We start from the raw sequence: 19,526 nt of genomic DNA on the forward strand, positions 1-19,526 counted from the left end.
CCTCAGTCGTCCTCGTCGTCGAACGCGCCCGGCTGCTTGGCGTCCTGGCCGTCCCACGTCTCGTTGCGCTCCTTGGCGCGCTCGAGCGCGTGGGCGGCCTCCTCGCGCGTGGCGTAGGGGCCCATCCGGTGGGTCCAGGACGACGGCTTGCCCTCCTCCACCTCGCCGGTCTGGGTGTTGAAGTAGTACTCGGCGTCGGTGCTCATGGGTGGATTCTGCCCTGCCGCACCGACGTCGGCACGCGAGCGCGGCACGTGCGTCCGTACACTCGGGGACATGCCCGTCCCGCCTGCTGCGACGTCGTCCGTCCCACGCCCCGCGACGTCGCGGGCCACGACCACCGACCCGCTCGTCCCCGGGACGGTCGGGCCGCCTCGAGCCGTCCCCGCCTCCGTCGCCCGGCCGGAGTACGTCGGCCGGCCCGCGCCGCAGCCGTTCCAGGGCAGCGAGATCAAGACGCCGGAGACGATCGAGCGGATCCGGACGGCGAGCCGCATCGCCGCGCGCGCCCTGGAGGAGGTCGGGCGGCACGTTGCGCCCGGCGTCACGACGGACGAGCTCGACCGCGTGGGCCACGAGTTCGTTCTCGACCACGGCGCGTACCCGTCGACGCTCGGTTACCGCGGGTTCCCCAAGTCGCTGTGCACGTCGGTCAACGAGGTCATCTGCCACGGGATCCCCGACACCACCGAGCTGCTCGACGGCGACATCGTCAACGTCGACATCACGGCCTTCGTCGGGGGTGTCCACGGCGACACCAACGCGACCTTCCTCGTGGGCGACGTCGACGACGACTCGCGGCTCCTCGTCGAGCGCACGCGCGAGGCGCTCGCCCGCGGCATCAAGGCGGTGGCTCCCGGGCGCGAGGTCAACGTGATCGGGCGGGTCATCGAGAAGTACGCGGCACGGTTCGGGTACGGGGTCGTCCGTGACTACACCGGGCACGGCGTCGGCGAGTCGTTCCACTCCGGGCTCGTGATCCCTCACTACGACGCCGCGCCCGACTACTCGACGGTCATCGAGGCGGGCATGGTCTTCACCATCGAGCCGATGCTCACCCTCGGCACCTACGCCTGGGAGGCCTGGGACGACGGCTGGACCGTCGTCACCGCCGACCGGTCGCGCACCGCGCAGTTCGAGCACACCCTCGTCGTCACCGACACCGGAGCGGAGATCCTGACCCTGCCATGAGCCCCACGAACAAGACTCCCGAGATCGCGATCGGCATCGACGTCGGCGGCACCGGCATCAAGGGTGCGCCCGTCGACCTGTCGACCGGCGAGTTCGCCGCCGACCGCGTCCGCATCCCGACGCCCGAGAACTCGACCCCGGACGCCGTCGCCGAGATCGTCGCGAAGATCGTCGACTCCTTCGACCTTCCGGACGCCCCCGTCGGCGTCGCGTTCCCCGGGCCGATCAAGCACGGCGTGGTGACCTTCATCGCCAACCTCGACGAGTCGTGGACCGGCACCAACCTCGTGACGGTCATGCACGAGGCGACGGGCCGCACCGTGGCCGCCGTCAACGACGCCGACGCCGCGGGTTACGGCGAGCTGCACTTCGGCGCCGCCCGCAGCACCGAGGGCGTGGTGCTCGTCGCACCGCTCGGCACCGGCATCGGGTCGGCTCTGTTCGTCGACGGGATACTGCTGCCCAACACCGAGCTCGGCCACCTCGAGATCGACGGGCACGACGCCGAGTCCCGCGCATCCACCCTGGCTCGCGAGCGCGAGGGGCTCAGCTACGAGGAGTGGTCGGTCCGGCTGCAGCGCTACTTCTCCGTGGTGGAGAACCTGCTCTCCCCCGACCTCATCGTGGTCGGCGGTGGGGTGTCGAAGAGCTGGGAGAAGTTCCTGCCCCTGCTGCACCTGCGCGCCCCGATCGTCCCCGCGGCGCTCCGCAACCGCGCCGGAATCGTGGGCGCCGCATGGCTCGCCTCCCAGGAGGAGCCGCAGGCGTAGTCCGGCCGGGCGTCGCGTCGGCGCGGCTCGGCGGGATGCCGGGCCGCGCCCGGCCCGCCTCGGACGGACCGGCTCAGACCGCGCGGACGAAGAGGTCGCGCACGCCGAGCATGTCGAGGACCTCGACGATGACCTGCGGCGGGTTGCGCAGCGTCACGTCCAGACCCTCGTCATGACCGATGGTCACGAACTGCACGAGGAACGCGATACCCGTCGAGTCCGCGAACGTGACCTCGGACGCGTCGATGACGACCGGGAGGTCACGCTCGAGAGTGTTCGCGAGCGCCGCGCTCGCCTCAGCACGCAGGGCGACGTCGATCTCGCCCTTCAGCGCGACGATCGTCCGCTCCGGCTCCTCGACCAGGGCGATCGCCCCTGTCGCCACCACGCCGCTCGTTCCGACCACGCAGACCCGACCTCACTCCCTGTGCACGACGCCTCGTTGCGTCCACCGGCCGTGAGTCCCCTGATCCCACGCCCTGACCGGTGCGTGCGACGAGGCTAACCCAGATGCGGCCTGATGTGTAATCACCGTGGCGGATTCTTTACCGTCCCGACACAGATGAGCGTCCTCGCGTCACATGGGGGCAACCTGACGCGGGCCTGGGAACACGCTGGCAACATGGGCGCCCGCGGCCTGCTGCTGCGGGGTCAGGCGGCGCAGGCGAACTCGTCGCGCACGCCGAGGATGTCCAGGACGTCGACGATCGCCGGCGGCAGCGCGCGGAAGGTGACGTCGAGACCCTCGCTCCCCAGGGCGCGGAACTGGATCAGGAACGCGATGCCACCGGAGTCGGCGAACGTCACCCCGGCGGCGTCGACCACGACGGGGAGGTCGCGTCGCAGCGCCGTCGACAGCGCCAGGCTCGCGTGCGCGCGCAACGCCACGTCGATCTCGCCGGCGAGCAGCACCACCGTGCGTCCCGGTTCCTCGACCACGGAGATCGTCCCCGCCGCAGTTCCGCCTGTTCCGACCACCGAAGACCTACCTCTGTCGTACCCGCTCGTGGGACGTGCGCCCGCCGCGGGCCGTTCCTGGCCCGCGCGCCCCGTCGGCGCACGAGGACGAGGCTAGCCCGGACGAGCCCGGGGCGCCGCCCGGAGCCGGCCCGACCGTGAGGGAGACGATGCAGGGCGTCGGCGGCGCCCGGGGAGGAGGGGTGCGGACGAGTCGGTCTGTACGCCGGGTTCTGTCCCCGCGCGCGGTTGCCCCCGCGCGGGCGACGGCCATCCATCTAGGACGCACGTTGCCGTGCGCCTCCAGCGGTCTACCCGACTGTGCTTCTCGCCAGAGAATCGAGCGGGCCGCCCTCAAACACAGTCTGTCTGACCTTGCTCCAGGTGGGGTTTACCGAGCCGCACCGGTCACCCGGCACGCTGGTGGTCTCTTACACCACCGTTTCACCCTTACCTCGCGCGGCCGAAGCCGTGCGTGGCGGTCTGCTTTCTGTGGCACTGTCCCGCGGGTCACCCCGGGTGGGCGTTACCCACCACCTTGCCCTTCGGAGCCCGGACGTTCCTCGGCACCGCCGGGGCGGTGACGCGGCCGTCCGACCGACTCGTCCGCCTGTCCAGCCTACCGGCTCGCCAGCCCCTCCCGTGAGTGCGTAGTTCTTGCGCGGCACGCCGGGCGTGTCGCGCAAGAACTACGCACTCACGAAGGCTGGGGCGCGTACGCGAGGTCAGACGTCGACGCGGTAGCTGAGCGCCAGCTCGTCGCCCGCCCGGCCGCGGATCCCCCAGTTGACCTGGGGCGACTCGAGGATCACCACCTCGAGGTCGTCGGTCGGCAGGTCGAACCGCGGGGCGACGTCGTCGAACAGCGCGCGGACGAGCGCGCGCTTGGCTTCGTCGCTGCGACCGGTGAAGCACACGACCTCGACGACGAGGTAGGCATCGCCGCGCGGCGCCACGAGGTCGGCGTCGTCGAGCCACAGGAACCGGTGGAACCGCTTCTCGGCGGGCAGCTGCCACGTGCGCACGAGAGCGTCGTGCAGCGCGTCCGAGAGCTCGTCGCGGCGGTGCGCCCACGCGGAGCGCCGTCCGTACACCTTCACCTGGGCCATCGAGCGACCCTAGCCGAGCGGGAGGTCAGGAGTCTCGACCACGCCGACGGACGAGACGCCACAGCGCACGCCAGGGCTCGACGAGCTCTCGGCGCGCCGCATCACGACGGCGCGTGCGTTCGGCGGGCGCGAACGGTTCGCCCGGACGACGGCGGTGTCGTCCCACCGGGTCGGGTCGCTGCTCGCTCGAGGTCACGGGCCCAGCGTAGGTGCCCTGATTGCTGCCCGGCGCCACCCACCACCTAGGCTTGCCGGGTGCTCGTCCTGCTCCCACCGTCCGAGGGGAAGACCGCGCCCGTCGCGGGCGACGCCGTCGACCTCGCCGCGCTCACCTCGCCGGAGCTGACGGAGCACCGCGAACGCGTGCTGGACGCGCTGGCGGAGGTCAGCGCCCGGCCGGACGCACTCGACGTCCTGCACGTCGGGGCGTCACTGGCCGAGGAGGTGCGCCGCGGCGCGACCGTCCGCGAACAGCGCGCCGCCCCCGCCGCCCACGTCTACACGGGGGTCCTGTACGCGGCCGCGGGGCTCGCCTCCGCGCACGACGACGCCACGTCCGCCGGCACGAACGGCGCCGCTGCGGACGTGGCGGAGCGCCTGCGCACCCGCCTCGACGACGTCCGCGTCGTGAGCGCGCTCTGGGGCGTCGTGACGCCGTCCGACCTCATCCCGGCGTACCGGCTGTCGATGGGCGTGGACCTGCCCGGCGTCGGGCCGCTCGCCCGGTCCTGGCGCGAGCCGCTCGCGAAGGCGCTCGACGCGCGGGCGGAGGGCGACGTCGTCGTCGACTGCCGCTCCGCGACGTACGCGGCCGCGTGGAAGCCGCCGACGTCCGCGGCGCACGTGCCCGTCACCGTGCTCCGCGAGCACGCCGGCAAGCGCACGGTCGTGTCGCACCACGCGAAGCACACACGCGGCGTGCTCGTCGGCCATCTGCTGCGACGCGAGGGCGAGCCCCCGACGACGCCCGAGGACCTCCTCGACGCCGCCCGCGAGCTCGTCGGGACGACGGTGGACCGGCGGCGGATCGTCGCCGCGGAGCTTGTACCCGGCCGCAGGGCCGGGACGGCGACCCTCGAGCTCGTCGTCGTCGACGCCCCCTGACCTGCAGAACCTCACGGCACTCCGCTGCCGCCAGCTTCTGACAGCACGCCCCACCACGAGGCTTGTCAGAACCTCACGGCACTCTGCTGCCGCGAGCTTCTGACAGGGTGCTGATCAGAGGTCGGGCGGGCACCCCACGACGGTCACCTCGGTCTCGTCGTCGGGCCAGAGGCGCAGGATCGTCACGGAGGCCGGGGTGATCCGGATCTTCGTCCACTGCGCGGGCGGCGACCCGAACGCCCGCCCGACCGCGGCTCGCACCGCCATGGCGTGCGTGACGACGGCGACGGTCCGGCCCGTGCCCTCGTCGCGGAGCGCGCGCAGGCCGTCCCAGACGCGCTCGCCGACGCCCGCGAGCGACTCGCCGCCCGGCGCAGCGACGTCACCGCCCTGGTAGAACCGTCGGAGCCAGCCCGGCTCGCGCTCCTCGACCTCCGGGAAGCGCAGGCCCTCGTAGTCGCCGAAGTGGATCTCCGCGAAGCGTGCGTCCGTCCTCACGGGCACGCCGAGCCGGCGTCCGACGGCGGCCGCGGTCTCCTGCGTGCGGACGATCGGGGACGCGACGACGGCCGAGGCGCGCGGCAGGTCGGTCCACGCCGTCCGGCCGATCCGGTGCACGAGATCCGCGGCCTGCGCCGCCTGCACCCGGCCCGCGGCCGTGAGCGACGGCCCCGGCTCGCCCGAGCCCGAGAACGCTCCCGCCACGGTCATCTCGGTCACTCCGTGCCGCACGAGCACCACGGTGAGCGGCTCGGCGTCGTCGAAGCGGACGGTCACGCCCGAGGGACGCCGAACCGCAGGCTGCTCGGCGTCCCCCACCGCGGCGCTCACGCGGCCTGCCCGGCGGGTTCCACGCGGACGAGGATCCGGCCGCACTCCTCGCAGCGCACGATCTCGTCGGGGCCCTTCGTGGCGATGGCTCGCAGGTCGCCCGGGTTGAGCTCGAGGCGGCAGCCCTCGCAGCGCCGCCCGCGCAGCGCCGCCGCGCCGAGGCCGCCGGCCTGCGCGCGGACACGGTCGTACAGCGCGAGGAGCCCGGCGTCGATCCCGTCGGCCGCCTTCTCGCGCTCCGCGCGGACCTCCGAGACGGTGCCGTCGATGTCCCCCAGCTCCGCGTCGCGCTCCGACTCGGCCTGCTCCTTCTCGGCGACGAGCTGCGCGTGCGCGGACTCGAGCTCGGCGAGCGCCGACTCGTGCGCCTCGAGCCGCTCCATGACGTCGAGCTCGACCTCCTCGAGCGCCCCCTGGCGCCGCGCGAGGCTCGCGAGCTCCGCGACGAGCGCCTGCGCGTCCTTCGCGCCCACGGCACCGGAGTCGAGGCGCTGCTGGTCGCGGGCGGCGCGCGTGCGGACCTGCTCGACGTCCTGCTCGGCCTTCGCGACCTCGCGGCGCAGGTCCTCGGCGGCCGTCCGGGACTGGACGAGCGAGGTGTGCACGTCGGCGAGCCGGCCGTCCACCTCGGAGACCTTGGCGATCGCAGGCGACGACGACCGGCGGTGCGCGAGCTGCTGGAGGCGCGTGTCGAGGGCCTGGACGTCGAGGAGGCGGAGCTGGTCGGACGCAGGAGCAGTGGCCACAACGGTCCTTTCGGGACAGATCAGGGCGACGGGAACCGGGCGGTCCACGGGTCCGTCGGGCGCGTGCTGACGCGCACGTCCAACTTACCCGCGTGCGGGGCGTCGGCGGTCTCGCCGACCAGGCGGACGAGGTCGTGCGCGGCGTGCTCGAGCCACGGCCACTCCGACGCGAAGTGCGCGACGTCGACGAGGAAGGGGCGCGCCGCGCCCGCACCCGCGGCGCGTGCCTCGTGCTCGGCGCGCTCGCGCAGCTCGGACGCCGGGTGGTGACGCAGGTCCGCGGTCACGTAGACGTCGGCGCCCGACGAGCGCACCGCGTCGAACAGCGAGTCGCCCGCTCCCCCGACGACGGCGACCCGCTCGACCACCGCGTCCAGGTCGCCCGACACCCGGACGCCCTGGGCGGTGGCGGGCAGCGCCGCCGCGACGCGCTCGGCGAGCACGCGCAACGGCGCAGGCTCGGCCAGCCGCCCGACCCGGCCGATCCCGGTCGCGGGCAGCGTGTGGTCGCGCGTGTCCGCGGGGACGAGGGGCTCGGCGTCCTCCACGCCGATGAGCTCGGCCAACGCCTCGGCGACCCCGCCGCGGGCGGCGTCGGCGTTGGTGTGCGCGGTGTAGACGGCGACGCCCTCGCGGATCGCGCGGTGGACGAACGCGCCCTTGAACGTCGTCGCAGCGACCGAGTGCACCCCGCGCAGCAGCAACGGGTGGTGCGTGACGAGCAGGTCCGCGCCCACCTCGACGGCCTCGTCGAGGACGGTCCAGGTGGGGTCGACGGCGAAGAGGACGCGGCGGACCGGCTGCGCGGGGTCACCGGCCACCAGCCCGACGGCGTCCCACGACTCCGCGGACGACGGCGGGTAGAGCGCGTCGAGCACCCGGACCACATCGGAGAGCCGAAGGGCGTCGTCGGGAGGGGTCGGCTCGGCAGTCATGTCGGCAGGCTACCGGCGCCGAGCGCAGCCCGCCGTCCTCCGCCTCACCCGCCGTCCTTGGCCTCGCCGTAGGAGCCGGCCACCCCGACCGACACGGGGAAGTCGACCGGGTAGTCCCCGAAGAGCAGCCTGCCCGACGCCGCGGCGGCCTCGCGGACCTCCGCCGCGACCGCGTCCGCGAGCGCCGCGGGCGTGTGCACGACGAGCTCGTCGTGCAGGAAGTACACGAGGTGCGGGCGGCCGGTGAACGGCGCCGGGGCGAGTCCCGGCGGCCCGTCCCCGACGCCGAGCGCCCACAGCCGCCGGCGCACCTCGGCGATCCAGCACAGGGCCCACTCGGCGGCGGTGCCCTGCACGACGAAGTTGCGTGTGAACCGCCCCCACGCCCGGGTCTGGGCGCGTGCCTTGGACTCGGCGCCCGCGTCGGCGTCGTCGCTCTGCGCGAGCACCTGGGTCTCGTGCCAGGAAGCGCCGGGGCGCGGGGAGGTGCGCCCGAGGAGCGTGGTGACGACGTCGCCCCGCTCCCCCGTGCGCGCGGCGTCCTCGACGAGCGCGAGCGCCTGCGGGAACGCGCGCGCGAGCCGCGGGAGGACGGCGGCGCTCGCGCCGGTCGTCCCCCCGTACATGGCGCCGAGCATCCCGACCTTGGCGTGCGCGCGCGAGTCGACGACGCCCGTGTCGACCATGCCCTGGTAGAGGTCGGTGCCGCGCCCTGCCTCGGCCATGCGGTCGTCGTGCGCGAGCCCGGTGAGGACGCGGGGCTCGAGCTGGGCGGCGTCCGCGACGACGAACACCCAGCCGGGGTCGGAGCGGACGGCGTCACGGAGCTGCTTGGGGACCTGGAGCGCGCCGCCTCCGCTCGACCCCCAGCGCCCGGTGACGACGCCCCCGACGACGTACTCGGGCCGGAACCGTCCGTCCTGCACCCATGCGTCGAGCCACGCCCAGCCGTTCGCGGAGAACAGCCGTGAGAGCTTCTTGTACGCGAGCAGCGGCTCGATGGCGGGGTGGTCGACCTGCTGCAGCTCCCACGAACGGGTCGAGGTGACCGCGAGCCCGGTCCGGCGCAGGGCCCGCAGGACGTCGGGGAGCGAGTCGGGGTTGAGGGTCGGGGCGTCGAGCGCGTCCCGGACCTGGGTGGCGAGCCGCTCCATCCGCTCCGGCCGGGCCCCGAGCGGGGGGCGCGAGCCGAGCTGGTCGCGGAGCACCTCGTCGTGCCGGTCCGCGTCCCAGGGCACGCCCGCCCGGTGCATCTCGGCGGCCGCGAGCGCCCCCGCGGCCTCGGCGGCCAGCAGCAGCCGGAGGCGGCCCGGCGCCTGGCTGGTGGCGACCGCGTCGAGCTGGGCGTGGAGCTCCGTGCGGCACGCCGGTCCGTCAAGCGTCGTCTCCCCGCCCGCCCCCGACGCGCGGGGGGCGGGGTCGAGGTCGAAGAGCGTGCCGTCGTCGTCGGGTGGGGGCTGGGTCCCGCCCGCGGGGACGGGCTGCAGCGTGTCCCACGACGACGACGGCCCCTGGGCGAGGGGCGAGCCGGCCGTCCAGGCGGAGGTCCGGAGCACGCGGTGCGCGAGGCGCAGGTCGTGGCAGCGGTCGACGCGCACGCCCGCGCGCAGGAGCCCGGGGTACCAGAGGTTGGTGTCGGCCCACGTCCAGCGGGGACGTTCGCCCCGCGCGGCCTCGGCCGCCGTCACGCCGCCGACGTCGACGGCGGTGGCTGGGCCCGGCGACGAGGCCGCGACGACGACATGCACGCCTCAGTCTCCTGCGGGCTGCCCACACGGGTCGCCGGTCACGTCCGGACCGTGCCGCTCGTCACCCTCGTGAACACCACCGCTACCACGCGAGGGAGACCACCATGACCCAGCTGAGCACCGCACCGACCACCACCGTGACCCCGGACCCGCTCCGGGACCGCGTCGCCATCGACGCGCTGCGCGCGGAGTTCACCGATGCGGTGATGGTCCACGACTTCGACCGGCTGGCGTCCCTGTTCACCGACGACGGCGCCGTCCGCATGCCCGACGTGTCCGCCGAGGCGGAGGGCCGGGCGGCGATCCGGGCTTCGGTCGAGCGGATGCAGGGCGCGTGGGAGTTCTTCGTCCAGGTCTCCACGCCGGGCGCCGTCGTGCCCGACCCGGACGACCCCGACGCGGCGTCCGGGCGGACGTTCCTCGAGGAGCTCGGTCGGCTGCGCGACGGGACCTCGCACCGCAACCACGGCATCTACCACGACCGGTACCGACGGACCGCGGACGGCTGGCGGTTCGCGGAGCGGGTCTACGAGCTCCGGTACGTCGACGACACGCCCCTGCCCGGGACGCCCGGGATGCCGCCGTCGGCGCGGCCGCTGCCGGCTGCCGGCTGAGCGGGCCCCGCTGCCGGCAGGCGGGGCCCCGCTGCCCGGGCGGGCGGGATCAGTAGCCCCCGCGACCCGGGTCGGTGGCACCCACGAACCGCGTGGCGAGCGCCTCGGAGCCCCGCGCGAGCAGCGCGACGTCCGCACCGACGAGCACGAAGGACGCACCCGCCTCGAGATAGGAGTCCGCGACCGCCGGGTCGAACGCGTTGACCCCGACCGGGACGCCCTGCGCGCGGACGGCCTCGAACGCGCGCAGGACGGCGGCGACGACGTCGGGGTGCGTCTGCTGCCCGAGGAGCCCCATCGACGCCGCGAGGTCCGACGGCCCGACGAACACGCCGTCGACCCCGTCGACCGCCGCGATCTGGGCGGCGGCGTCGACGGCTGCCGCGGTCTCCACCTGGACGAACAGCGAGACGTGCTCGTCGGCGTCGGTGAGGTACCCGTCGACGCGGTTCCAGCGCGCGGACCGGGCCAGGGCCGAACCCACGCCGCGCCTGCCGCGGGGCGGGTACCGGACCGCCTCGACGACGGCTTCCGCCTCGGCGGCCGACGACACCATGGGCACGAGGAGGTTCTGCGCCCCGAGGTCGAGCACCTGCTTGATGGCGACGGCGTCGCCGGCTGGCACCCGGACGACGGGCGTCACCGGGTACGCGGCGACGGCCTGGAGCTGCGCGAGGACGGACTCGAGGCCGTTGGGGCCGTGCTCCATGTCGACGAGCAGCCAGTCGAGGCCGCCGCCCGCGCAGATCTCCGCGACTACCGGGCTGCCCGTGCAGACCCACATCCCGGCGAGCGGCCGGTCGGCGGCGGCGAGCGCTGCCCGGAAGGTCGGCGCCAGCGGCGTCACTGGAAGCGGCATGTCAGGGTTCCCATCGGTCCGTAGTCGCACAGCACGCTGTCGCCGCGCGCGAGCCACATCGGCCGCGTGAACGAGCCCGCGAGGACGATCTCCCCGGCCTCGAGGCGCGCGCCGTGCTGGTGGAGCTTGTTCGCGAGCCACGCGACGCCCGTCGCCGGGTGGTTCAGCACGCCCGCCGCGACACCGGTCTCCTCGATCGTCTCGTTGCGGTACAGGAGCGCGGAGACCCAGCGCAGGTCGACCCGGTCGGGGGCGGTCGGGACCCCGCCGAGCACCATCCCGCCGTACGCGGCGTTGTCGGCGATGGTGTCGACGATCGTCCGGCCCTCGAGCTCGATGTGCGAGTTGAGGATCTCGAGCGCGGGTGTCACGTACTCGGTGGCCCGCAGCACGTCGAACACCGTGCAGCGCGGGCCCTCGAGCGGCGCCGCCAGGACGAACGCCAGCTCGACCTCGATGCGGACGTTCGAGAAGTCGTCGAACGGGATCGTCGCGCCGCTCTCCCAGACGGTGTCGTCGAACATGACGCCGTAGTCGGGCTCGGTGATCCCGGTGGCCGCCTGCATGGCCCGGGACGTGAGGCCGATCTTGCGCCCCACGAGGCGCCGTCCGGCCGCGAGCGCCCGGTCGCGCCACACGCCCTGGATCGCGTACGCGTCCTCGACGGTCGCGTCCGGGTAGCGCGCCGTGATGCGCGGGACGACGCCGCGGTCGCGCTCGGCCGCGGCCAGCTCGTCGGCGATGGCGGCGATGGTCTCGGTGGGCAGCACGCGTCCTCCGGGGGTCGTGCGGGCGGGTGGTCGTACGGAGGCGTCAGCCGTGGCCGGCGGCCGCGACGGCCTCGAGCGGCGCGGCCTCGCCCGGGTGCTCGTGGTGCAGGTACGCCTCGAGCGTCCCGCGCCGGTGGCTGCGGACCGCCTGCTCGACGTCGTCGAGCGGCGCCCCGCCCTCGATGAGCCCGAGGATGTGCTCGTGCTCGTGCACGGACTCGCGGGCACGCTCGGGCACGAACGCGAAGATCGTGTCGCGCATGTGGCCGAGCCGCGCCCACTCCGTCTCCACCATCGCGAGCAGCCGCGGGTTCGCGCAGCGCGAGTACAGGATGTGGTGGAACTCCTGGTTGAGCGCAGAGAAGGCGCGCGGGTCGAAGCGGTCGAGCGACGCCGTCATGACCTCGTTGAGCGCGCGGGCGCGGCCGAGGTCGGCCGGCGTGAGGTGTCGCGACGACAGCGCGGTCGCGGCGCTCTCGACGATCCCGATGGCCTGCATGGCGAAGCGGTACTGGGTGTCGTCGACCATCGAGACGCGCGCCCCGACGTTGCGCTCGTACGTGACCAGGCCTTCGGCCTCGAGCTGGCGGACGGCCTCCCGGACCGGCACGACGCTCATGTCGAGCTCCTTGGCGATGGTCCCGAGGACGAGCCGGAAGCCGGGCGTGAACTCCTGGCTCGCGATCCGCTCCCGCACCCACGCGTACGCGAGCTGCGACTTGCTCGCGCCGTCCGCGACGGTCACCGTGCTGCGCGCCACGCGTCGTACCTCGCTCTCCACTCCGCGTTCATCGGGAACAGCCCCTGGACGGGGTTGCCCTCGGCCACACGCTCCGCGATCCAGGCGTCCTCGTCCTCCTGGGCGAGGGCGGCGTCGACGACCTCCTCCACGAGCGCGGGCGGCACCACGATCACGCCGTCCGTGTCGCCGACGACGACGTCGCCCGGCTGGACCGTCGTCCCGCCGCACGCGACGGCCACGTCGGCCTCCCAGGGCACGTGCTTGCGGCCGAGGACCGCGGGGTGCGTGCCGTTGCTGAACACCGGGATCCCGACGGCGGCCACGGCGTCGGCGTCCCGGACGGCCCCGTCGGTGACGATCCCCGCGGCGCCGCGGGCGTGCGCTCGCAACGCGAGGACGTCGCCGAGCGTGCCGGCGCCCGGGTCACGGCGCGCCTCGATCACGAGCACGTCGCCCGGCTCGACGGCGTCGAACGCGCGCTTCTGTGCGTTGTACCCGCCGCCGTGGCTCGCGAAGAGGTCCTCGCGGCCCGGGACGAACCGCAGCGTCCGGGCGGTGCCGACGAGCTTCGCGCCGGGTCGCAACGGGCTCACGCCGTCGACCGTCACGGTGTTGAGGCCGCGCTTGCGCAGCTGCTGTGACAGCCCCGCGACCGGGACGCGCTCGAGCTTGGCGCGCAGCTCCGGTGTGAGGACGGGCGCGACCGGCGGCAGGCCCGCCGCCTCGCGCGAGCCCCACGCCTCGGCGCGCTGGACGTCGTCGACCGCAGGAAGCGAGCCGAGCGAGGCGTCGAACGGGACCTCGCCCTGCGTCACGATCGTCACCAGGCGGCCGGTGCTCGGTGCGCCGGGGGCCGTGGGGGCGTCGACCTCGATCTCGACGACGTCGCCCGGAACCACCACGCTGGAGCCGGCGGGCGTGCCGGTGAGGATCACGTCGCCGACCTCGAGCGTGAGGTGCTGGGACAGGTCGGCCACGATCCGGGCCAAGGGGAACAGGAGACCGCCGGTGCCGTCGTCCTGGGCGAGCGCGCCGTTCAGCCAGGTCCGCACGCGCAGAGCAGCCGGGTCGAGGGTGCGCGCGTCGAGCAGACGCGGACCCAACGGCGTGAACCCGTCGCCGCCCTTCGAGCGGACGTTGGAACCCTTGTCGTTCGCGCGGAGGTCGTACAGGCCCAGGTCGTTCGCGGCCGTGACCCAGCCGACGTGGCCCCACGCGACGTCGGCGCCGATCCGACGCGCCTCGCGCCCGATCACGAGAGCGACCTCGCCCTCGAACGCCAGCAGCTCCGTGCCGGCGGGGCGCTCGACGGTCCCGCCGGAGGGCGCCACCGAGCTCGACGGCTTGAGGAAGTAGGAGGGCTGGGCGGGGCGCCGGCCGCGCTGGTCCGCCCGCGAGGCGTAGCTCACGTGGACCGCGATGATCTTGCCGGGCCGGCCGGGGAGCGCCGCGAAGCGCGGGTCGGGGGGTGCCGTCTCTGCCACGTCCGCGATCATATACGATCGCTGATCCCGCCACGACCCCCGACACCGCGCCCTCGCGTGCCCTGCCCCGTTCCACGAGGTAGCGCTGCTCGCCCGGGGTAGCACGAAGTCCGCGCTACCTCGGGCGAAAGGCGCTACCTCGCGGTCGGTCGGCCCGCGCCGCTCAGGCCCAGAACGCGTTGAGCCGGCCGGCCAGGGCGAGGCCCTGGTCGCGCCCGGCGCGTGCGGCCGTCGGGCGCGCCGCGAGGTCGACCGCGTTCGCGCCGAACAGGTGCTCCGCGGCGGCGTCGGGGAAGACCGTCTCGACGACGCTGCCGCCCGCGCGGAGCTCGGCGACCTGGGTCGCGAGGTCCGACCCCCACGCGTGCGGGTGCCGCGACCGGCCGCCGAACGGCGAGAGCACCAGAACGCGGGCGTGCCCCGCGGCCAGGTCGGCGTTCTCGTTGCGTCGGTAGCCGCCGTCGATGTACCGGCTGTCACCGATCGCATACGGCTGCCCGCTCGAGCAGCTCGCCGCGACGGCGTCGACGAGCTCGACGCCGCTGCGCCGGTCGAACACCACCGGCTCGCCCGTCCGGGCGTCGACCGCGGTGAGCGCCACGGTCCGCTCCGGCCACTCCGGGCTGGGCAGGCGCCCGCCGACGACGCCGCGCCACCGGGCGGGCCAGGAGCCGTCCGACGTCGCCTCCAGGTCGAGCGCGGCCGCGCCCATGCGACGACGCATGTCGGCGACGTCCGAGGCGGCGTCGATGATCGCCTGGGTGCGCGCCATCCCCTCGGCGGCCGCACGGACCGGGTCGCGCCCGGCACCGGCGGGGGCCGGACGCGCCGTCGGCGGAGCGACGACCGTCGCTGCGAACAGCGCGGCCGGCGTCGCGCCCCCGAGCTGCGCCGCGGTCGTCGCGCCGGCGGAGGTGCCGACGGTCAGGTCGGCCGTGGTCACGTCGAGCCCGCCGTCGGACAGCCCGGCGAGCACGCCGATCAGCCAGGCGTTGCCGGCCGCGCCGCCGCCCCCGAGGACGAGGGCCCGATCGCCCGGCGCGACCACGCGTGCCGTGGCGTCGACGGGAAGGGAAGAAGATGTGGTGCTCATGGGGAGTCGCCTCTCGCGATTCTGCGTGGTGGGCGCTCCCGGCGACGGTCAGACGCGTCGCGAGATCGTGGGCTGCAGGGGAGCACCCGGTGCGGTCGTTGCGTTCACGGGTCTCACCTCCTGCGGTCGGTTCACGATCGCCCCGACCGTAGCACGGCTCAGCCGCCGAGCGACTCCCGGATCGTGGCGGCCGACCGTCGCAGCCTCTCGGCCAGTGCGGCAGGCTCGCGCGCGTCGGCGACGTGCACGACGGCGATCGCTGCCGGGCGCTGGCTCCGCGTCGCGAGCGGCACCGCCACGGACGCCACGCCCGGGATGACCTCGTCGTGGCTCGTCGCGTAGCCGCGCGTCCGCACCCGATCGACCGCCGCACGGACGTCGGCGGGCGCACCCGCGGGCCAGGCGTCGTCGGGCAGGAGGGACAGGACCGCACGCCCCGGGGCGCCGGCCGTGACGGGGTGGCGCGCGCCGGGGCGCTGGACGACGGTCGCGACCGCGTGGCGCGGTTCGACGCTCGCGAGGGTGATGCACTCGTCCGCGTCGAGGACGACGAGGAAGCACGTCATACCGAGGTCGTTGGCGACCGCCGTGAGCTCGGGCAGCGCCTGGGCCTGCAGGTCGTGCGAGACGCCGGCGGCGAGCGCGGCCATGCGCGGCCCGAGGGCGACCCGGCCGTTCTCCCGGCCGACGAGGCCGTGGTCCTCGAGCGTCCGGAGCAGCCGGTACGCGATCGAGCGGTGGACGCCGATGCGGGCCGCGAGCTCGTCGATGGTGAGGGGCTCACGGGCGTCCGCGAGCGCCTCGAGGAGCTGGATGCCGCGGCTGAGGGTCTGGGAGGCGGCGGGGGCGCGGCCGGGTCCGTCGGGCACGGAGGGTCCTCTCGGTGGCGGCCGCGGGATGGCCACGGGCCGGGCGACCGTATACGATCAGCGGTATTCGTTAAGCGAACGTGGTGTTCGATAGTAGAACACAGATGCGCGTGGCTAGCCAGACATCGACGTCCGGGAGTTCCCATGCAGTTCCATCATCACGGCTACGTGACCGGCGACCCCCGGGTGCTGCCCGCCGCCGGCACCGGTCTCGACCGCCCCGAGGACCTCCCCGACGAGATCGACGTCCTCGTCGTCGGTGCCGGGCCTGCGGGCGCGATCCTCACCGCCCAGCTCGGCATGTACCCGGGCGTGACGACGCGGCTCGTCGAACGCCGCCCCGGCCGGCTCCAGATCGGCCAGGCCGACGGCATCCAGGCGCGCAGCAACGAGACGTTCCAGGCGTTCGGGTTCGCGAACCGCATCATCGAGGAGGCGTTCCAGCTCCGGGCGATGAACTTCTGGGCCGTCACGCCCGACCACCCGGACGGCATCGTCCGCACCCAGCGGACCGTCGACGACCCCGACCACGTCAGCGAGTTCCCGCACATGATCGTCAACCAGGCGCGCGTGCTCGACTACTTCCAGGAGTACGCGGCGCACTCCCCCGCCCGGATCACCCCGGACTACGGCTGGGAGCTCGTCGGGCTCGAGGTCGCGGGCGACGGCGCGTACCCCGTGACGGTCCGCCTGCGCCGCAGCGTGGCCGCCACGGTCGGGGCCCACGCGTACGCCGAGGGCGACGAGCGGGTCGTGCACGCGAAGTACGTCGTCGGGTGCGACGGCGCGCACAGCACGGTGCGGGCGTCGATCGGTCGTCGGCTCGAGGGCGACGACGCTATGCACGCCTGGGCCGTGATGGACGCGCTGACCGTCACGGACTTCCCGGACATCCGGACCAAGTGCGCGATCCAGTCGCCGCACGGCAGCATCCTGCTCATCCCCCGCGAGGGCGGGTACCTCTACCGGATGTACGTAGACCTCGGCGAGACGGACGAGTCGAACCGCGGGACCGTCCGCCGAACCACCATGGAGGCCGCGGTCGAGCGCGCGAACGCGATCATGCACCCGTACCACCTCGACGTCCGGCACATCGCCTGGTCGAGCGTGTACGAGGTGGCGCATCGCCTCACCGACAAGTTCGACGACGTCCCCGCGGAGCTCACCGGGACGCGCACCCCGCGCGTCTTCATCGCGGGCGACGCGTGCCACACGCACAGCGCGAAGGCCGGCCAGGGCATGAACGTGTCGATGCAGGACGGCTGGAACCTCGCGTGGAAGCTCGGGCAGGTGCTCACCGGGCTGAGCCCCGAGTCGCTGCTCGACACGTACTCGGGCGAGCGCTGGCAGATCGCCAAGGACCTCATCGAGTTCGACGGCGAGTGGTCGACGCTCATGACCCGCTCGCCCGAAGACCTCGACCCGGCCGAGCTGGCCGCGTTCTACGTCGCCACGGCGGAGTTCCCCGCGGGCTTCATGACCCGGTACGAACCGTCGATGGTCACGGGTGACACGGCGCACCAGGACCTCGCGACGGGGTTCCCGGTGGGCAAGCGGTTCCGGTCGGCGCCCGTGCGCCGGGTCGCGGACTTCTACGACGAGCACCTCGGCCACCACCACCGCGCCGACGGGCGCTGGCGCCTGTACGCGTTCGCCGACGCCGCGGCCCCGGGAGAGCCCTCCGCGCTCGGCGCCTGGGCCGCGTGGCTCCTGGATTCACCCGAATCCCCCGTGCGCCGGTTCACGCCGCTCGGCGCCGACTTCGACGCCCTGTTCGACGTCAAGGTCGTCTACCAGCAGCCGCACGACCAGGTGGACCTCGCGGTGGTGCCACCGGTCTTCCGGCCGCACGTCGGGCCGTTCGGGCTCGTCGACTACGAGAAGGTCTACGCCGCCGACCCGGAGCTGGGCGACGTGTTCGACCTGCGCGGGATCGACCGGACCCGTGGCGCCGTCGTCGTGGTGCGCCCCGACCAGTACGTCGCGCACGTGCTCCCGCTGACCGCGACGGCCGAGCTCGCGACGTTCTTCGCCGGCCTGCTCCTGCCGGCGGACCGGACCGCCGCGGAGCCGGTCGAGGCGTGACGCGCGTCCTCCGCGGCCTCGGCCGAGAAGGCAGACAGCTCGACTATGGTCCCGTGACGGCGGTGGCGCCGGACGGACGAAGGAGTTCCCATGAGTGACCTGCTGAGCGCGCGCGAGGCCGAGCTGCTGGCGGGCGTGCCCGACGGCCTGCTCGTCGGCGGGACGTGGCGCGACGCCGCGGACGGCGCCACGCTGCCCGTGCACGACCCCGCGACCGGAGCGCTGCTCAAGGAGATCGCGAGCGCGACCGTCGCCGACGGGGTCGCCGCGCTCGACGCCGCGTCCGAGGCCTTCCCTGCGTGGTCCGCGACCCCCGCCCGCGAGCGCGCCGAGATCCTGCGCCGCGCGTTCGACCTGCTCCAGGAGCGCAAGGAGGACGTCGCGCTCCTCATGACGCTCGAGATGGGCAAGCCGCTCGCGGAAGCGCGCGGCGAGGTCGCGTACGGCGGCGAGTTCCTGCGCTGGTTCAGCGAGGAGACGGCGCACCTGCAGGGCCGCTACGGCGCCAACCCCGAGGGCACGGGCCGGATGATCGTGACCCACCACCCCGTCGGACCGTGCTTCCTCATCACGCCGTGGAACTTCCCGCTCGCCATGGCCACGCGCAAGATCGCGCCCGCGCTCGCCGCCGGCTGCACCGTCGTCGTCAAGCCCGCGACGCTCACGCCGCTGACGACGCTGTTCCTCGCGCGGATCCTCGAGGACGCGGGTGTCCCTGCCGGCGTCGTCAACGTCATCACGACCCGGCGGACCGGCCCGGTCTCCGAAGCGATCATCCGTGACCCCCGCCTGCGCAAGCTCTCCTTCACGGGCTCGACGCCCGTCGGGCAGAAGCTCCTCGAGCAGGCGGCGGGCGGCGTCCTGCGCACGTCCATGGAGCTCGGCGGGAACGCGCCGTTCGTCGTGTTCGACGACGCCGACCTCGACTCGGCCGTCGACGGTGCCATCGCGGCCAAGTTCCGCAACATCGGGCAGGCGTGCACGGCGGCCAACCGGTTCGTCGTGCACCGTTCCGTCGCGGACGAGTTCGCGCGCCGCGTCACCGAGCGCGTGCAGGCGTTCCGCACCGGGCGCGGGACCGAGGACGGCGTGACGATCGGCCCGCTCATCGACGACCGCGCGGTCGCCAAGACCGGCGAGCTCGTGAGCGACGCCGTCGAGCGGGGCGCCACGCTCCGCACCGGGGGCGCGGCGATCGACGGGCCCGGCACGTTCTACGAGGCGACCGTCCTGTCCGAGGTGCAGCCGGGCAGCGCGATCCTGCGCGAGGAGATCTTCGGGCCGGTGCTCGCTATCGTCCCGTTCGACGACGAGGACGAGGCCGTACGGCTCGCCAACGCCACCGAGTACGGGCTCGTGTCCTACGTCTACACGCGGGACCTGGCCCGCGGGCAGCGCATGATCGAGCGGCTCGAGACCGGGATGATGGGGCTCAACGTCGGGGTCGTGTCGAACGCGGCCGCTCCGTTCGGCGGCTGGAAGCTGTCCGGCCTGGGCCGCGAGGGCGGCGCCGAGGGCATCCACGAGTACCTGCAGACGAAGTACACGCTCACCCCGAACCCGTTCGCGTAAACCTCACCGACCCGTGAGTGCGGAGTCTTGGTGCGACACGCCGGGCG

Annotated in this window: 20 protein-coding genes and 1 other RNA gene; 6 read left to right on the forward strand and 15 right to left on the reverse strand. The window is 74.2% G+C overall.

Annotated elements, in window-relative coordinates:
• Positions 1–2: 2 nt before the first annotated feature.
• A complete protein-coding gene (locus tag ACFT5B_RS12665; protein WP_386798736.1) occupies positions 3–206 on the reverse strand; it encodes an SPOR domain-containing protein in 204 nt (67 codons plus the stop codon).
• A 70-nt stretch (positions 207–276) separates the two neighbouring features.
• Between ACFT5B_RS12665 and map the strand changes: the two genes are divergently transcribed.
• Both map and ppgK read left to right on the forward strand, forming a co-directional pair.
• Positions 277–1,191, forward strand: coding sequence for a type I methionyl aminopeptidase (gene map, locus ACFT5B_RS12670; RefSeq protein ID WP_386798738.1), 915 nt, complete (start codon positions 277–279; stop codon positions 1,189–1,191).
• Positions 1,188–1,961 carry a polyphosphate--glucose phosphotransferase gene (ppgK, locus tag ACFT5B_RS12675; RefSeq protein WP_386798740.1) on the forward strand — a complete coding sequence of 258 codons (774 nt, stop codon included), beginning with the start codon at positions 1,188–1,190 and terminating at the stop codon, positions 1,959–1,961. The genes map and ppgK overlap by 4 nt, the downstream gene beginning before the upstream one ends.
• 73 nt (positions 1,962–2,034) lie before the next feature.
• Here ppgK and ACFT5B_RS12680 read toward each other — a convergent pair whose 3' ends face one another.
• From ACFT5B_RS12680 to ACFT5B_RS12695, 4 genes are all read right to left on the reverse strand, one after another.
• Positions 2,035–2,349: a lipid asymmetry maintenance protein MlaB gene (locus ACFT5B_RS12680; protein WP_386798742.1), complete on the reverse strand. Its 315-nt coding sequence runs from the start codon at positions 2,347–2,349 to the stop codon at positions 2,035–2,037.
• Positions 2,350–2,612: 263 nt separating this feature from the next.
• A complete protein-coding gene (locus ACFT5B_RS12685) occupies positions 2,613–2,900 on the reverse strand; it encodes an STAS domain-containing protein (protein ID WP_386798744.1) in 288 nt (95 codons plus the stop codon).
• Between the two features lie 224 nt (positions 2,901–3,124).
• Positions 3,125–3,523, reverse strand: an RNA gene (gene rnpB, locus ACFT5B_RS12690) — RNase P RNA component class A.
• A gap of 120 nt (positions 3,524–3,643) precedes the next feature.
• Positions 3,644–4,027, reverse strand: coding sequence for a tautomerase family protein (locus tag ACFT5B_RS12695; RefSeq protein WP_386798746.1), 384 nt, complete (start codon positions 4,025–4,027; stop codon positions 3,644–3,646).
• A gap of 255 nt (positions 4,028–4,282) precedes the next feature.
• Here ACFT5B_RS12695 and ACFT5B_RS12700 point away from each other — a divergent pair, with 255 nt between their 5' ends.
• Complete coding sequence (locus ACFT5B_RS12700) at positions 4,283–5,131, forward strand: YaaA family protein (protein ID WP_386798749.1); 849 nt, start codon at positions 4,283–4,285, stop codon at positions 5,129–5,131.
• 114 nt (positions 5,132–5,245) lie between these two features.
• Here ACFT5B_RS12700 and ACFT5B_RS12705 read toward each other — a convergent pair whose 3' ends face one another.
• From ACFT5B_RS12705 to ACFT5B_RS12720, 4 genes are read right to left on the reverse strand one after another with little or no spacing between them, the layout of a single operon-like run.
• Positions 5,246–5,962 (reverse strand): histidine phosphatase family protein, encoded by a 717-nt coding sequence (locus ACFT5B_RS12705; protein WP_386798751.1) that lies wholly within the window; start codon positions 5,960–5,962, stop codon positions 5,246–5,248.
• Complete coding sequence (locus ACFT5B_RS12710) at positions 5,959–6,708, reverse strand: zinc ribbon domain-containing protein (RefSeq protein ID WP_386798753.1); 750 nt, start codon at positions 6,706–6,708, stop codon at positions 5,959–5,961. The genes ACFT5B_RS12705 and ACFT5B_RS12710 overlap by 4 nt, the downstream gene beginning before the upstream one ends.
• Before the next feature lie 20 nt (positions 6,709–6,728).
• Positions 6,729–7,643, reverse strand: coding sequence for a Nif3-like dinuclear metal center hexameric protein (locus ACFT5B_RS12715; RefSeq protein ID WP_386798754.1), 915 nt, complete (start codon positions 7,641–7,643; stop codon positions 6,729–6,731).
• A 44-nt stretch (positions 7,644–7,687) separates the two neighbouring features.
• Positions 7,688–9,391, reverse strand: coding sequence for a bifunctional 3'-5' exonuclease/DNA polymerase (locus ACFT5B_RS12720; RefSeq protein WP_386798756.1), 1,704 nt, complete (start codon positions 9,389–9,391; stop codon positions 7,688–7,690).
• 104 nt (positions 9,392–9,495) lie between these two features.
• Between ACFT5B_RS12720 and ACFT5B_RS12725 the strand changes: the two genes are divergently transcribed.
• Positions 9,496–10,005 carry a nuclear transport factor 2 family protein gene (locus ACFT5B_RS12725; RefSeq protein ID WP_386798758.1) on the forward strand — a complete coding sequence of 170 codons (510 nt, stop codon included), beginning with the start codon at positions 9,496–9,498 and terminating at the stop codon, positions 10,003–10,005.
• Between the two features lie 49 nt (positions 10,006–10,054).
• Here the strand turns inward: ACFT5B_RS12725 and ACFT5B_RS12730 are convergent, their stop codons facing one another.
• The 6 genes from ACFT5B_RS12730 to ACFT5B_RS12755 all read right to left on the reverse strand — a co-directional run bounded on the left by ACFT5B_RS12730 (position 10,055) and on the right by ACFT5B_RS12755 (position 15,822).
• Positions 10,055–10,864 (reverse strand): aldolase/citrate lyase family protein, encoded by an 810-nt coding sequence (locus ACFT5B_RS12730; RefSeq protein WP_386798760.1) that lies wholly within the window; start codon positions 10,862–10,864, stop codon positions 10,055–10,057.
• Entirely contained in the window at positions 10,849–11,634 is a 786-nt protein-coding gene (gene hpaH / locus ACFT5B_RS12735) for a 2-oxo-hept-4-ene-1,7-dioate hydratase (protein ID WP_386798762.1), read from the reverse strand. The genes ACFT5B_RS12730 and hpaH overlap by 16 nt, the downstream gene beginning before the upstream one ends.
• Positions 11,635–11,677: 43 nt before the next feature.
• Positions 11,678–12,394: a GntR family transcriptional regulator gene (locus ACFT5B_RS12740; RefSeq protein ID WP_386798764.1), complete on the reverse strand. Its 717-nt coding sequence runs from the start codon at positions 12,392–12,394 to the stop codon at positions 11,678–11,680.
• Positions 12,376–13,860, reverse strand: a complete 1,485-nt coding sequence (locus ACFT5B_RS12745; RefSeq protein WP_386798766.1) for a fumarylacetoacetate hydrolase family protein — start codon at positions 13,858–13,860, stop codon at positions 12,376–12,378. The genes ACFT5B_RS12740 and ACFT5B_RS12745 overlap by 19 nt, the downstream gene beginning before the upstream one ends.
• Before the next feature lie 163 nt (positions 13,861–14,023).
• Positions 14,024–14,953, reverse strand: coding sequence for a patatin-like phospholipase family protein (locus ACFT5B_RS12750; RefSeq protein WP_386798768.1), 930 nt, complete (start codon positions 14,951–14,953; stop codon positions 14,024–14,026).
• Positions 14,954–15,111: 158 nt separating this feature from the next.
• Complete coding sequence (locus ACFT5B_RS12755; RefSeq protein WP_386798770.1) at positions 15,112–15,822, reverse strand: IclR family transcriptional regulator; 711 nt, start codon at positions 15,820–15,822, stop codon at positions 15,112–15,114.
• 144 nt (positions 15,823–15,966) lie between these two features.
• Here ACFT5B_RS12755 and ACFT5B_RS12760 point away from each other — a divergent pair, with 144 nt between their 5' ends.
• Positions 15,967–17,907 (forward strand): FAD-binding monooxygenase, encoded by a 1,941-nt coding sequence (locus tag ACFT5B_RS12760; protein ID WP_386798772.1) that lies wholly within the window; start codon positions 15,967–15,969, stop codon positions 17,905–17,907.
• A 90-nt stretch (positions 17,908–17,997) separates the two neighbouring features.
• On the forward strand, positions 17,998–19,479 hold the full coding sequence (locus tag ACFT5B_RS12765; RefSeq protein ID WP_386798774.1) for an NAD-dependent succinate-semialdehyde dehydrogenase: 1,482 nt from the start codon (positions 17,998–18,000) through the stop codon (positions 19,477–19,479).
• Positions 19,480–19,526 lie beyond the last annotated feature (47 nt).

The organism is Luteimicrobium sp. NPDC057192, from assembly GCF_042670205.1.
GTDB lineage: Bacteria > Actinomycetota > Actinomycetes > Actinomycetales > Cellulomonadaceae > Luteimicrobium.